A 15,274-nucleotide genomic window follows, 5' to 3' on the forward strand; every position below is an offset into this window, starting at 1 on the left:
TTTTGTCATATTAAATACTATATAATTATATATAATTACTTACAAAAAAACTGAATATTTTAGTTAAAAGTAGTAATTCATCGATTAAATACATTATTTGTATACTTTTCTAGTACGCATTAGAAAAATATTTACGATATTTATACCGTTTAAAAACATGTTATTTAGATAAAATATAATTATAATAATAATTGTATTACATAATTAATGTTTTAAACATGGATTAATAGTTCTTTTTGAATTCCCAAATAGAAAAGAAGCGCTAAATATAATCGACTATGAAAAAAACTACTTATGTAAACAAAAGATTTACTTTTCTATTTCTTATTACTCTGTTTTTTAGTACGCATGTATTCGCTCAGCTTCCAGTACCTTTTTCACCCAGATTACCAGGTGGAAGTATAAAAGTTAAAGGGGATATTATATTAATTGGTAATGGAATAGTTACCGCAAAAGATTTACCATTACCTTATAATGGAAATCAAATAAATAATAATAATGAGGGTATTTATATAAATGTTGCAAGTGGTGGAGACCCTTCAATATTTAGTTCAAGTAGTGCGGATTTAGCAATAAATAATTCTTGTAAAAGAATTTTATATGCAGGTTTATATTGGGCTTCTGTTTATCCTCTTGAAGTTGCCAATAACAGAAATGTTCAGTTTCAAGGTACACCTAGAATAGAAGATTGGAATCAAATAAAATTTAAACTACCTACAGGAGGATTTATTGATTTAGTAGCCGATAATAATCCTGATCCAGCTGGCGAAGAAGATGATATTATTTTTGATGGTTATGAGTATTATGGACCAGGTGTTGTTAATTCTTTTAAAGATTCTCCTATAATATGTTATAAGAATGTTACTAATTTATTACAAAGTTTGCCTGACGCAGATGGAGAGTATACAGTTGCTAACCTTAGAGCTACAAGAGGAATAAGATTAGGTGGATGTTCTGCTGGTTGGACGCTAGTAGTAATTTATGAGAGCCCTCTATTAGCTAGTAAATTTATTTCTGTTTTTGATGGTTATGCAGGAGTTCAAGGAGGTTCAGAGTTGGATATTCCTGTTTCTGGATTTCAAACGTTACCTTCTCCATTACCTGTAAATTCAAATATTGGTGTATCAGCTTTAGAAGGAGATATAGGTATTACGGGAGATTCCTTTCAATTTAAAGCTAGTACATCTCCAACTTATACTATATTAAGTGACGCCATAAATCAACCTAATAATTTCTTCAATTCTAGCATAACTTTAAATGGAGTACATGTAACCAATAGAAACCCTGCAAGTTTAAATACGTTGGGTTTAGATGTAAATAATTTTAGATTACCTAATCCATTAAACACAGTTTTACCTAATGATGCTAGTGCTGGAGATTTAAAACTAACAACTAATGGAGATGGCTATGGGGTGTTTTTAACATCTTTTGCCGTAGAAATTATTGAACCAAAAATCACGTTAACTAAAATTGTTGAAGACCCTCTTGGAAATGATATTAGTAATCAATTAGTTAATCTTGGTGATGAATTAAATTATGTTATAGGTTTTCAAAATACAGGAAACGATGATGCCACAAATCTTATTATTAGGGATATCCTACCTACTAATATTGTTTTTAACTATCCAGCTGATATGGGGTTATTACCTCCAGGAGTTTCAGTTCAAAGTTATGATCCTACAACAAGAGAGCTAGTTTTTAGTGTAGATAATTCTGTTGTAGAGCAAAATGATCCTGTTCAAGAAATACGATTTAAAGTAACAGTTGTATCTTCATGTAGTTTGTTAAATGATGCTTGTTCTAATATAATTAGTAATCAGGCCTATGTAACTTATAATGGTACAATCAATGCTATTTTTGCTATTTCTGATGATCCAAGTTTTAGTACAAATACAGGTTGTTTAATCACACCGGCAGCAACAAATTTTTTGGCTGATCTTAACTGTATTTTTGAAGAAGAAGTTGTGCTTTGTGGTGCTAATGTGACCTTAACTGCTGGAGCTGGTTATGATTCTTATTCTTGGTCTACAAGCCCTTCTGGATCACCTGTAATTGGGAATACACAATCAATAACAGTTACAAGTACAGGTACCTATTATGTTAATAATACAGCAATAGCTCCTTGTCAATCTACATCGCAAGAATTTAATGTTATTACATTTGGAGGCAATCTAACTAACCCTTTAATACCATTTGCAGATGAAGTAGTTACTTGCCCAAATGACGGCAAGGAATTACCTAATTTTTATTTATGTGGTTTAAATGATTCGAGGTTTATACAAACAGGAATAACAGATATAACATCAATGATATGGGAACTACTTGATGAAACAAGTTGTACAGCAGTTACCAATCAAGATTGTGCTAATGAAGATGCAGCGTGTACTTGGAATCAAGTTGCCATCGGTTCAGATTTTACCATAAATTCAGCCGGACAATATCGATTAACTTTGAATTATTCTGGAGGATGTTTTAATCAGTTTTATTTTAATGTTTATACAAATTTATTAGTACCAACTGTTTCATCAAGAGATATTTATTGTACTACACTTGGGGAGATTGTAGTTGGAGGTGTGCCTACAGGTTATGAATATAGTATAGATGGTATAAGTTATCAAACTAGTAATACTTTTTCTATAGCAACTCCAGGTATTTATAGTATATATGTTAGACAAATAGGAGTAACTCCAAACCCATGTATTTTCACTGTGCCAGATGTACAAATTAGACAAAGAGATTTTACAGTTTCTACATTAATAACTCAGCCATATTGTAATGGTGATTTAGGAAGTGTTATAGTTGCAGCCAATGATGTTCGTCCACAATATTATTTTTCAATTTATGATGGAGCAACATTAGTAAATAGTGTTGGTCCAATAGTTGAAAGTGATTATACCTTTAATAATTTGAATCCTGGTATTTATACAATAAATGTATCAACTGAAGATGGATGTTTATTTACTGGAGATATAGAAATCATAAATCCTGCATTATTAGAAGCAACATCGGCACTTACTAAACCATTAACTTGTACTGATGGAGAAATTACGGTATATCCTGTAGGTGGTACTGCTCCATATTATTATTTTGTAAATAGTTCAACAACTTTTCAAACATCACCAATAATTAATGTGACAACTGATGGGGTTTATAATATAACTGTTGTAGACTTTAATAATTGTTCAGCCGAAACTTCAATAACAGTTAATCCAACTCCTGCTCCAGAATTTTCAGTTTCTCAAACAAATATTACATGTGCTGATGTTTTTAATTCTGGCACCATAACTTTTAACGTAACAAACCCCAACGGAAATGCTTTAGCTTACAGTATTGATAACGGAATCACATTTTCAAACTCACCAATTTTTACAGGTCTAATTGCTGGCGATTATGAAGTTTTAGTTCAGTATACTTTAGGAACAGATGTTTGTATTTCGTCACCCCAAACTATAACTATTACAACTGCAAGTGCTATAAATGGAATAGCTACAGTAACATCACCTTACAATTGTACTTCAAATGGCATAATAACAGTTTCTGGTGTTTCTGGTGGAATTGGACCTTATCAATATAGCATTGATGGTGTGTCATTTCAATTAGGCAACACATTTACTGGTTTAACGGATGGTAACTATATAGTAACAATTAGAGATGCTAATGTTTGTTCATTTCAAACAATTCCTGTAACTATAAATTCATTAAATCCACCAACAAATTTAGATTTTATTAGTACAAATTTAAGTTGTCCAATAATAACTTCAGATGTTACATTAAATACCACAGGTGGAATAGCTCCCTTAGAATATAGAATTATAGCTCCCTCTGCTTCAGTTTATCAAGGTTCTAATATTTTCTTAGGATTATCACCAGGTACTTATACATTTGAAGTGAGAGACGCAAATGATTGTACTTACGCTGAATCTTATACCATTTTACCTTTACAGCCAGTAACTGTAAATATGGTATTAACTAAAGATTTAGATTGTACATCCTCTCCTGACGGTTTAATCACAGGAAATATTTTAACGGGTGTTCCTCCATTCTCATATCAAGTATCCTTTAATGGAGGATCTTATGGAAGCGTACAATCTGTAACAGGTTTAACATTTACTCATACAGCTCCATCTGATGGAGTCTATCAGTTTTTAATTACTGATGCTAATGGTTGTTCAGTTGAATCTGGTGTTCAAACTATTAATGCGATAACATTACCTGAAATAACATCGGTTATTCAAACACAACCAATTTTGTGTAACGGTGATAATAATGCTGCCATACAAATCACTATAAATAATACTTTAGGTACACCAGCTTTCAATATAAATGTATTTAATAATACAAGTGGTATTGATTATGGTACACAAACATCTGGTTTAACATCAGGTAATTATACTATCTCATTAACAGATTCAAATTCTTGTACAGATATTGAAACTATAACAATTTTAGAACCAACTCCAATAAATGTATCATTCAGCACCATTCCTATTACTTGTACTGCTAGTGGTGTTTCATTTGGATCTGTTATTGTTAATTCAGTTACAGGTGGAACAGCTCCTTATAATTATTATGTTACAGGTACCAATGGTTATTCAGCAGTTGAACTTAACGCATCTGGAACTACATCCACTACATTTGATGTTGTAGATTTTGGATTATATCAAATAAATGTAGTTGATTCTAATGGTTGTTCTGTTCTGATTCAAGATGTAATAGTAGCCTCTCCACCAGATGACTTAGATATTTCAATTAATGCTTCAGCAGATTGTACATTAGGAGGTGAAGCTGTGGTAAGTATTGGTACAACATTAGTTGGTACGGGTCCTTTTTATTTTGATATTTATAGAGGTTTTATACCAACGCCTCCACCAGGAGGAACATGGCAAGCAGAAGATACTACAGGTAGCCAATCTGCAACATTTACGGGTTTAATTCCAGGTGTAACTTATACATTTATTGTTTATGATACGTCTACAGGTTGTAGTTATTATGAAACTGCAACAACACCAATTCCAACTAATTCAACATTAACAGTAAATACATTAACATCAAATAATATTACATGTGTTGGAAATGCAGATGGTAATGTATCATTTACAATCAATAGTTTATATCCATCAGCAACTAATGTTAATTACGAGATATTTGATTCTTTATCACTCGTCTCTACAGGAATTAGTGGATCTGGAATTGTACCTACTTTGGGCTCTTTATCAATATCAAATTTAGGAGCTTTACCTTTTGGAAATTATTTTGTATTGATTTCTGAAACTTCTGGACCTAATATAGGATGCAGTGTGGTTTCTGTTCCATTTAATATCACAGAATCAACTGTAGATTTAAATATTACAGCCAGTGTTGATAAAAATGCAAATTGTAATCCAAACTCAGGAATCATTAGCGCTATTGCTACTAATGGGACTGCTCCTTATTTGTATCAAATTACTACTACGTCTTCAGCACCTTTAGCTTCAGATCCTTCATGGGCAACTGCAAGTGTTTTTAACATGAATGCAGGAAATTATTATGTACATGTTATTGATAGTTTTGGATGTGTTAGAACAACCTCTGCAATTCTATTAAATGCAGATTCTGAGCCAATTATAAATGCTACAGTGAATAATCAGTGTACGGTTACAGAAGGTAATTTTCAAATAGATGTTACTTTAACAACACTAGGTATATCACCTTATAGTTATAGTATTGATGGTGGTGCATTTCAAACAAGAACGGCTCCTTTTACAATTTCAAACTTAGCATCAGGAACTCATACAGTTGAGGTACGTGATCCAAATGGTTGTGGTAATTTAGTATCAGTTGATATTGAAGCTCCAATTCAAATGATAACCAACATCACTACGTTACCTAGCTGTAATGATAATGATGGCGTTATAACAATTACTGGAAGCGGAGGAACTGGAACTTATACATATACCATAAGTCCAAATCCAGCAAGTATAACTACTTTAGGTAATGTATTTAGTGGTGTACCTTCAGGTAATTACACGATTACAATGACAGATGTCATTACATTATGTTCTGAAAACAGTGATATATTTGTTCAACCTGCAATACTTCCAACCGTAACTTTATCAGCTCCAACATCCGTTACTTGTTTTGGTGATAATGATGGTACTTTTGAAATTAATGTAAGTGGATATACTGGTGCTTATACTTATGAAGTATTAGATAGTTCATCAACATCAGTTTTCGGAGTAATTTCTGCCAATACAACTACGAATCCTCAAATAGTAACTGGTCTTTTAGCGGGTACATATACAGTTGTAATTAATGAAACGGCTAGTCCATTTTGTTCTGCTACATCTGGAGGGATTATTATCCAATCTCCTGCATCAGCATTAACTTTAGTTTCAACAGAAACATCTAATGTAACTTGTGAGGATAACTCTGGAACTATCACAGCTATTGCCTCTGGTGGATGGGGAACCTATGATTATGAATTAACTGGTGCTGCTACAATACCTTTCTCATCAAACGGAACTTTCATAAATTTATCTGCTGGAGTTTATACAATAAATGTTAGAGATTCTGGTGGTTGTATAGCCTCTAGTACTGTTACTTTAACAATTCCACCAGTTATTAATGCAGCAGTTTCGGCTAATGCTTCATTATTAAATTGTTTTGGAGATATTAATGCTGTTATAACTGTTAGTGGAGTTTCAGGTGGTCAAGGTAGTAATTATACATACACCTTAAATATGGTTTCCCCAACGGTAAATTCATCAGGTCCTCAAACATCACCAGTTTTTGATAATCTTGGAGCAGGAACTTATAATGTATTGGTTACTGATGGTTATAATTGTTCATTTAATTCACCAGATATAATAATATCTGAGCCAACAGAAATACAAGCTAGTTTGGTAAAAAATACCTCGCAAACTTGTTTAACTAATTCCTCAATCACATTAAGTGCTACTGGCGGTACAGGTATTTACCAATATAGTAATAGTGCTAATTTTGCTACTATTTTAGGATCATTTACAACATCTACAACATTATCAGTTGGAGTAGGAACTTATCAATATTATATAAGAGATGCTAATGGTTGTCTTGCTTCAGTTTCAAATCAGATTACTATTGATCCACTTCCAACACTTAATATTATTTTAGATGTTACCAATGCTACAATTAATTGTGCTGGTGATGATAATGGTGTTATTATAGCAACAGGTCAAGGTGGTTTAGGAAATTATATTTATACTTTAGAAGATACTTTCGGAAATGCCATTGCTCCTGTTACTCAAGATAGCCCTGGTGTTTTTACTAATCTTCCTATTGGAAATTATCAAGTTAGACTTGATAGTGGGGATTGTTTAACTACAAGTGCTCAAATTTCCATTACGGAACCTTTTGCGCCATTAACTGCTAGTTTTGTTGCTTCAAATATTACATGTCCGGGTACTAGTAATGGTACCTTAGTAATTACAGCTTCTGGTGGAACTGGTATTATAAAATATGCTATTTCTCCTAGATTGGATCAATTTTTTGAAACATCAACTTTTGAAAATCTTCCTTCTGGTAATTATCAAGCCATAGCTCAAGATGAATTGGGTTGTTTTATACTTTATGATTTTACTATCGTAGATCCTATTCCTGTTTCACTTACAATCGTTGCTAATTCAATTTTACCTGAGGCATGTAGTGGTGATTTAGATGGAGAATTTAGTATTGAGATTTCTGGAGGCGAAATGCCTTACAGTGTAAGTTTAGATGATATAAATGGTGTTTACACAATAGGTGCTTTAACACAAACTCAATTTGATTTTACTGGTTTAGCTGGCGGAGATCATATTGTATATGTTCGTGATAATTTGGGTTGTGAAACCGAGTGGAATGTTACATTTCCACCATCAGTATTAATTGATGCTAATTTAGTTATTGAATATTGTACTAACACCATTGATGCTACCAGTAATATGGTAACTGTAAATATTGACGAATCAGTAGTCGATATAGACGATTTAGATTATTCATTAGATGGTGGCCTCTTTCAAGCAAGTAACATCTTTGTAGACATAGCTGCCGGAAATCATTTTATTACTATTAGGCATACAAATTCATGTGAAGAAATCATTGATTTTCTAATTGAACAATTTGATCCCTTAGCATTGGTTTTAGAAAATGGTCAAATAAATGAAATAGTTGCACTAACAGATGGTGGTTCTGGAGTTTATGAGTATACTTTAAATGGGGTATCTCTAGGGAATTCTAACACATTCATAATTTATGAATCAGGTGATTATACTGTAAATGTTACAGATAGTAATGGATGTATAGCTTCTGCTACCAGATTTTTTGAATATATAGATATTTGTATTCCAAATTATTTCACGCCTAATGGCGATGGTAATTTAGATGAATGGGGTCCAGATTGTGTTAATCAGTATAGAAATTTAACCTTTGATATTTTTGATAGGTATGGTCGTAAGATTGCAACCTTAAGAGTTGGAGAAAAATGGGATGGAAGATATAATGGGGTAGAACTACCAACAGGAGATTATTGGTATGTTGTTAGATTAAATGATAGAAATGATAATAGAGAATTTGTTGGACATTTTACACTCTATAGATAGATTTTAAGTAGGTAACCTTCTAAATAAAGAATGATGCAAATGCGAAAATTAATTTTATATCTACTTTTTATAGTTCTATTAAAGGGCTATGGTCAGGAGTTGAATTTACCTGTTTTTACTCAGTACTTGGCAGATAATAATTTTGTTATATCTCCAACTTATGCTGGAATAGGGGATAACTTAAAAATAAGAGCTAATGGCTTAACACAATGGGTTGGTATAAAAGGCGCTCCAGATAATCAATCTTTATATGCCGATTTTAGAATTGCAGATAGAACAGGTGTTGGTCTATCTTTTTATAATGATAGGAATGGTAATACGATTCAAACAGGTGCTAAATTCTCTTTTGCACACCATTTAATTTTAGATTATTATTCAAAACAATATTTATCGTTTGGTATTTCTTATAATCTCAATAATTTTAGAATTGACATCAATAATTTTGATAATGGTTATAGTAATCCAATTATTGATCCTTTTGTTACTGATGATAGACGAACAACTAATCATAACTTTGATGTAGGTGTTTTATACAGACTTAAAGGTTACTTTTTAAGTGTAAACGCTAATAATATGTTAGATAAAGATTTTGATAGTTCTCTTAGAAGATTGGAACCAAATTTACTTTTAAATTATCAAATATATACTGGTTATACTTTTAGAGGACCTAAAAAAAGTGGTTTAGAATTTGAGCCTTCAATCTTTTATCAAATGTTCACAAGTGATAAACGTTCTAGCACTGATTTAAATTTCAAGTTTAGAAAGTATGATAGAAATGATGATTATTATTGGGCTGGGATATCATTTCGCTACCTCAACGATCAATTTTTAAAACCATTAAACATAGGGCCAATGGCAGGCTTCAAAAAATCAATATTTTATTTTGGATATGCCTACCAAGTTACTACTAATGATTTAGCGGGTTTTAATTCTGGAACTCACGTTGTAACTATTGGTTTAGATTTTCTTCAAGGAATTAGTAATTGTCCTTGTACACAAGGTCCAGTACATTAATTATTATTCAATAATTTCAACCTCAAAAATCTTATCCCAGCGCTTTCCTGTTACAAAAATGGTTTTGGTTTTCGGGTTATATGCTATTCCATTTAGTACGTCTAAACCGTCATGCTGAGTCACTAACTTTTTAAGAGGTGAAAAATCTATAACACCAAAAACACCACCGTTTTTAGGGTTTATAATAGCTACACCATCTTTTTGATAACGATTAGCATAAATTTTTCCATCAATCCATTCCATTTCATTAATACCAACAATTTTCCCTTTATTTGTGTAAACTTGTATATAATCTTCTTCAATTAGGGTTTCAGGATCAAGCAGCCATATATTTTCAGTACCATCACTTTTATAAATAACATTGTTAAAATTACATAAACCCCAACCTTCTTTACTGTTTCCATATTTAAAACTACTTTGCTTTTCAAAAGTATTTACATCGTAAATTAAACCAGTCCCAGACTGCCAAGTGAGTTGATATATTTTATTATTCAAAATAGTAAGTCCTTCACCAAAATATTCATTTGCTAAATTTATATTTTTTAAAATATTACCAGTTTTGTAATCAACTTTTCTAAGCTTTGATTCTTTGTACTGGCCAGTACTTTCATAAAGAGTATCATTAAAAAACTCAATACCTTGTGTATATGATGTGATATCGTGTGGGTATTCGTTTAAAATATTATAGGTATAAACTTTAGGTGTTTGGTTATTTAAAATTGTTATGGCAGTTGTAGTTATTACTTTTTCATTGTTGAGGAAAATAGTAGCTTCAATAACTTGCTTACCAAGTTTAGAATTTTTTAATTCAGATGTTTCCTTAATTTTATTACCATCCAATGTATAGGTAATGGAATCAAATTTGTGATTTTTCTTATTTTCTAAACTTATTTTAAGAGTTTCATCAATAGAGATATTACCTTTTTCTGCGTTTGTAACTATCAAAAAATCATTTTTTAAATTAGCAGAATTTGATCCACAAGAAATAATAATAATACTTAAAAATATGATTGCTAGATGTTTGAATGTATTCATGTTTAATTTTAAATTTATAGCAAGATATTTATTTAAAATCAGTTTAAAAAATCATTGTGAAAATTTTAAAAGGTTGTATCTTTGCATCCGGCAAGTCCTACACAACCAGCTCCTGTTGAATCCTCCAGGTCGGGAACGAAGCAAAGGTAAATGGTCGTAGCGGTGTGATGTAGGTAGCTTGCCATTTTTTATGCCTTATAGTTTCGTAAATCTTACTATCTTTAAACTCAAAAAATTTCAGTAAATGTCTAAAGTTGTTTTAATAACTGGTGGTTCTTCTGGTATAGGAAAATCTATTGGGGAGTTTTTAATTAAGAAAGGTTTTGTAGTTTATGGAACTAGCAGAAATCCTGAAAAATATAAAGATAGTAAGTTCCCTATTTTAGCTTTAGATGTTAAAGTTTTAGATACCATACATAGCACAGTTTCTAAAATTATTGAAATTGAAAATAGATTAGATATTGTAATTAATAATGCGGGAGCTGGTATTACAGGTCCTATTGAAGAAATTCCTGAAATTGAAATTAAAAACAATTTTGAAACCAATTTTTTTGGTCCTATTAATGTTGTTAAATCTGTGTTACCTCAAATGCGTAAACAACAATCTGGTTTAATAATAAATATAACGTCTATTGCTGGTTACATGGGTTTGCCTTATAGAGGTATTTACAGTGCAAGTAAAGGTGCTTTAGAACTAATAACAGAAGCATTTAGAATGGAGTTAAAAGATTTTAACATTCAAATGACTAATGTGGCTCCTGGAGATTTTGCTACTAATATTGCTGAAGGAAGATACCATGCACCTTTGCTAGATAATTCACCCTACAACAAGCCTTATGGTGATACTTTAGAGTTAATGAATAAGCATGTTGATAATGGAAGCAATCCCAACATAATGGCTGAAGCTATTTTTAGAATTATTAATACGTCTCATCCAAAAGTGCATTATAAAGTAGGGGAGACTTTGCAAAAATTTTCTATTGTCTTAAAAAGAATTTTGCCTGATAAAGTTTACGAAAAACTTTTAATGAAACACTATAAATTGTAATCTATTGATTTATTGTGCCAAGAAGTTGATCTTCAAAAAGAATTGAAAATATATTAGTATTACTATTTACAATTTTTTTGTTTCTATCTACAATTATTGTTTTAGTCATTGGGTAGATAGCTAAAGTGTTTTTAGCTTCTTTTGGGTTTTTAAATTGATATTCATTTTTTAAATCAAAACCATAACTCAGTAATATGTTTTTTGATTTATCTATGTTATAATTATCAACATTAATAGTTATAAATCTCGTCTCTGGATATTTCTCTTTTAATTCTATTAGTTTTTTATGGCTATCTTTAAAGTGCGAGAAGTAAGCACTAGACCAAAAACTAATAACAGAGGGTTCTTTAATTAATGAAAAAATATCTACTTCTTTGTCATCATAATCAACAAGTTGAGTACTAGGTAAAAACTCACCATCCTTAAGACTATTTAATGATTTTACATAATCAGAAATCATTTTTTTGTCTTTATCATTATGGCTTTTGTTTAAATACGATTTTAAAATGGTTTCGTTATTTTCATTGTTTTGACTTTTCGATAAATACATTAAAGTAAAGTAATGTAAAATATCATCTTTAATTTTTGCATTGGAGATTAAACTATCTATTAATTCTAATCTATCCAAGTTATAACATATTGAAGTCCTATCAAAAGAATTGTTTTCAGAGTGATTGTCATGAATTTTTAACGAAATATTACTAACATTATGTCTTAAAAATGTGTTGTAATTATAATATTTGCTCAAAAAAGTATCATTATAATTAACATCTTTTCTAAAACTGTAAAAACTTTCAGGAATAGAATTTAAAAAAGCAGCTTTGTCTTTTCCGAAATGTATAAATGGATAAACCTCTTTATTTGAATAATAACTGTAATTTATATTTGCTTTAGCAATTTTTTCAAATAATGGTGTAGTTTCAAATCTTTTTATAAAACTGTTTAAATCTTTTTCTTTTTCGTCTTTTAGGGAATCTATATGTTTTTCGTAAATAGATGGATTTGATTGACAAAGTTTAACTATTTTTTTCTCCTCTTTTTCATTTTCTAAAAAATGATTTATTAAATAATTATTTTTTTTATCTCCTTCACCAGTGTAAACAAGTGATTCATCAAAATCTAAAGTATTTAATCTGAAAAGTAAACTGTCTTGTGGTTCTAATAATACCATTTGATATTCTCCACCATGTCTAAAGGTGTACATACCTTCATTCAAATTAATTATTTTATAAATAAATCTATTTCTAACATCAAGTTTAACAGTATCAATAACAACTTCATCTTTGGAAAGCACAACAAAATTAGTAGTTGGATTAATAATTTCTCCTCCTAAATAGGCATAATTTAAATCGGCATTAGGAGTGTCTTTTTTACAACCCAAAAACGTAATAACTATAATTATTATTGAAAAGTATAATTTCATAAATTTTTAAACGTTGTTTTGTTTATTAAAAACAATTCTAAACAAAAATATAGTTTGTAACATTAAAGTGTTGTTAATGCGTTGTTAAATATTTAGGACACAAAAATATCTTTACGACTAGTGTTTACATAAAAATAGCTATCTTAAGTTTCGACTTACCATTAGAATTTTCTACTTTTGCACCAAATTAAAACACCCTATATGTTATCAGTATCTAATCTTTCGGTTCAATTTGGAAAACGTGTTCTTTTTGATGAAGTAAATACAACGTTTAATAATGGTAATTGTTACGGTATTATTGGCGCTAACGGTTCAGGAAAATCTACTTTTTTGAAGATTATTTCCGGAAAACAAGATCCTACTTCAGGTCAAATCCATCTAGAATCAGGTAAGCGTATGTCTGTTTTAGAGCAAAACCATAATTTATATGATTCTCATACTGTATTGGAAACTGTTTTAATGGGAAACAAACCACTTTATAAAATCAAATCAGAAATGGATGCGCTTTATGCTGATTATTCTGATGAGAATGCAGATCGAATAGGTGAGTTACAAGTAGCGTTTGAAGAAATGAATGGTTGGAACGCTGATAGTGATGCCGCATCTATGCTATCTAGTTTAGGTATAAAAGAAGAGCATCATTATACTTTGATGGCGGATTTGGATGGTAAACAAAAAGTACGTGTTTTATTAGCACAGGCGCTTTTTGGAAATCCTGATGTATTGATAATGGATGAGCCTACAAATGATTTAGATTATGAAACTATTTCATGGTTAGAAAATTTCTTAGCTAATTACGAAAACTGTGTAATAGTTGTATCTCACGACAGACACTTTTTAGATGCCGTTTGTACTCATATTTCAGATATTGATTTCGGAAAAATTAATCATTTTTCTGGTAACTATACCTTTTGGTATGAATCTTCTCAATTAGCTGCACGCCAACACGCACAACAAAACAAAAAGGCTGAAGAAAAGAAAAAGGAATTAGAAGAATTTATCCGTCGTTTTTCTGCTAACGTTGCAAAAAGTAAACAGGCAACAAGTAGAAAGAAAATGATTGAAAAGCTAAATATAGCTGATATTAGACGCACAAGTAGACGTTATCCAGCTATTATTTTTGAGCGTGATAGAGAAGCTGGAGATCAAATTCTTAATATCGAAAATTTAGCCGCTTCCATTGAAGGCGAATTGTTATTTAAAAATATAGATTTAAATTTAGCTAAAGGTGATAAAGTTGTTGTTTTTTCTAGAGATTCTAGAGCTACAACTGCATTTTATCAAATAATAAATGGTAAAGAAAAGGCTGATGAAGGAAAATTTGACTGGGGTGTAACAACGACTCAATCTTATTTACCGCTTGATAACAGTGAGTTTTTTAATAATGATTTAACTCTAGTTGATTGGTTAAGACAATGGGCAACTACTGAAGAAGAACGCGAAGAAGTTTATATAAGAGGTTTCTTAGGAAAGATGATTTTTAGTGGAGAAGAAGCTTTAAAAAAATCGAATGTACTTTCTGGTGGTGAAAAAGTACGTTGTATGTTAAGTAGAATGATGATGGTTAGAGCCAATGTATTGATGTTAGATGAACCTACTAACCATTTAGATTTAGAAAGTATAACGGCCTTTAATAATTCATTAAAAAACTTTAAGGGGACTATGCTTTTTACGACACACGATCATGAGTTTGCTCAAACCGTAGCAAATAGAGTAGTGGAATTAACTCCAAGTGGTGTCATTGATCGTTATACAACGTTTGATGATTATATGCAAGACAAGAAAATCAAAGAAATGCGTGATAAAATGTACGCTGTTACTGCTTAATTACTCTTGTAATTCTGAAGTAATATTTTCAACAATGATGATAGCTTTATCAAGTTCGTCTTTGTGAACATAAACTTGTTGAAAACCAGGGATAATACCACCACCAAAACCTGCTAATCGGGCAGATTCAGTATGGTCTTTAACAACAGGTATTATGTCTTCTTTTTCTAATTCAGAAATAATGCGTTGTACAATAATAAAATCTCCAGTAAATATTTTTATGTAGTTTGAATTAGACATGTTTTTTAGTTTATGAAAACTATTAAATATACGACATTTTTGATACAAAAAAAACCTACTAAAAAGTAGGCTTAAATTTTATATTTAATAAAA

The 15,274-nt window shown here is 30.8% G+C and carries 7 protein-coding genes and 1 other RNA gene; 5 read left to right on the forward strand and 3 right to left on the reverse strand.

Annotation, left to right across the window (positions count from 1 at the left end):
• The first annotated feature begins 278 nt into the window (after positions 1-278).
• Positions 279-8,594 carry a T9SS type B sorting domain-containing protein gene (locus tag AC1XJX_RS11080; RefSeq protein ID WP_482004050.1) on the forward strand — a complete coding sequence of 2,772 codons (8,316 nt, stop codon included), beginning with the start codon at positions 279-281 and terminating at the stop codon, positions 8,592-8,594.
• Positions 8,595-8,633: 39 nt separating this feature from the next.
• Entirely contained in the window at positions 8,634-9,608 is a 975-nt protein-coding gene (locus tag AC1XJX_RS11085; protein WP_482004051.1) for a PorP/SprF family type IX secretion system membrane protein, read from the forward strand.
• A 3-nt stretch (positions 9,609-9,611) separates the two neighbouring features.
• Here the strand turns inward: AC1XJX_RS11085 and AC1XJX_RS11090 are convergent, their stop codons facing one another.
• Positions 9,612-10,643 (reverse strand): glutaminyl-peptide cyclotransferase, encoded by a 1,032-nt coding sequence (locus tag AC1XJX_RS11090; RefSeq protein ID WP_482004052.1) that lies wholly within the window; start codon positions 10,641-10,643, stop codon positions 9,612-9,614.
• Between the two features lie 88 nt (positions 10,644-10,731).
• Here AC1XJX_RS11090 and ffs point away from each other — a divergent pair.
• Together ffs and AC1XJX_RS11100 are read left to right on the forward strand one after the other, a co-directional pair.
• Positions 10,732-10,830: signal recognition particle sRNA small type (gene ffs, locus AC1XJX_RS11095), an RNA gene on the forward strand.
• 57 nt (positions 10,831-10,887) lie between these two features.
• On the forward strand, positions 10,888-11,691 hold the full coding sequence (locus AC1XJX_RS11100; RefSeq protein ID WP_482004053.1) for an SDR family oxidoreductase: 804 nt from the start codon (positions 10,888-10,890) through the stop codon (positions 11,689-11,691).
• Position 11,692: 1 nt separating this feature from the next.
• On the opposite strand, the gene AC1XJX_RS11105 is transcribed toward AC1XJX_RS11100, so the two are convergent.
• Positions 11,693-13,114, reverse strand: a complete 1,422-nt coding sequence (locus AC1XJX_RS11105; RefSeq protein WP_482004054.1) for a TlpA family protein disulfide reductase — start codon at positions 13,112-13,114, stop codon at positions 11,693-11,695.
• A gap of 201 nt (positions 13,115-13,315) precedes the next feature.
• On the opposite strand from AC1XJX_RS11105, the gene AC1XJX_RS11110 reads away from it, so the two are divergent.
• Entirely contained in the window at positions 13,316-14,941 is a 1,626-nt protein-coding gene (locus tag AC1XJX_RS11110; protein WP_482004055.1) for an ABC-F family ATP-binding cassette domain-containing protein, read from the forward strand.
• On the opposite strand, the gene AC1XJX_RS11115 is transcribed toward AC1XJX_RS11110, so the two are convergent.
• Positions 14,942-15,181 (reverse strand): putative signal transducing protein, encoded by a 240-nt coding sequence (locus AC1XJX_RS11115; protein ID WP_482004056.1) that lies wholly within the window; start codon positions 15,179-15,181, stop codon positions 14,942-14,944. It lies immediately after the preceding gene.
• Positions 15,182-15,274 lie beyond the last annotated feature (93 nt).

This window comes from Flaviramulus sp. (assembly GCF_982512915.1).

What these genes read in the sequence shown, in the direction of transcription:
- AC1XJX_RS11080 (WP_482004050.1), top strand. Translation starts at nt 279, where the DNA reads ATGAAAAAAACTACTTATGTAAACAAAAGATTTACTTTTCTATTTCTT.
- AC1XJX_RS11085 (WP_482004051.1), top strand. Translation starts at nt 8,634, where the DNA reads ATGCGAAAATTAATTTTATATCTACTTTTTATAGTTCTATTAAAGGGC.
- AC1XJX_RS11090 (WP_482004052.1), bottom strand. Translation starts at nt 10,643, where the DNA reads ATGAATACATTCAAACATCTAGCAATCATATTTTTAAGTATTATTATT.
- AC1XJX_RS11100 (WP_482004053.1), top strand. Translation starts at nt 10,888, where the DNA reads ATGTCTAAAGTTGTTTTAATAACTGGTGGTTCTTCTGGTATAGGAAAA.
- AC1XJX_RS11105 (WP_482004054.1), bottom strand. Translation starts at nt 13,114, where the DNA reads ATGAAATTATACTTTTCAATAATAATTATAGTTATTACGTTTTTGGGT.
- AC1XJX_RS11110 (WP_482004055.1), top strand. Translation starts at nt 13,316, where the DNA reads ATGTTATCAGTATCTAATCTTTCGGTTCAATTTGGAAAACGTGTTCTT.
- AC1XJX_RS11115 (WP_482004056.1), bottom strand. Translation starts at nt 15,181, where the DNA reads ATGTCTAATTCAAACTACATAAAAATATTTACTGGAGATTTTATTATT.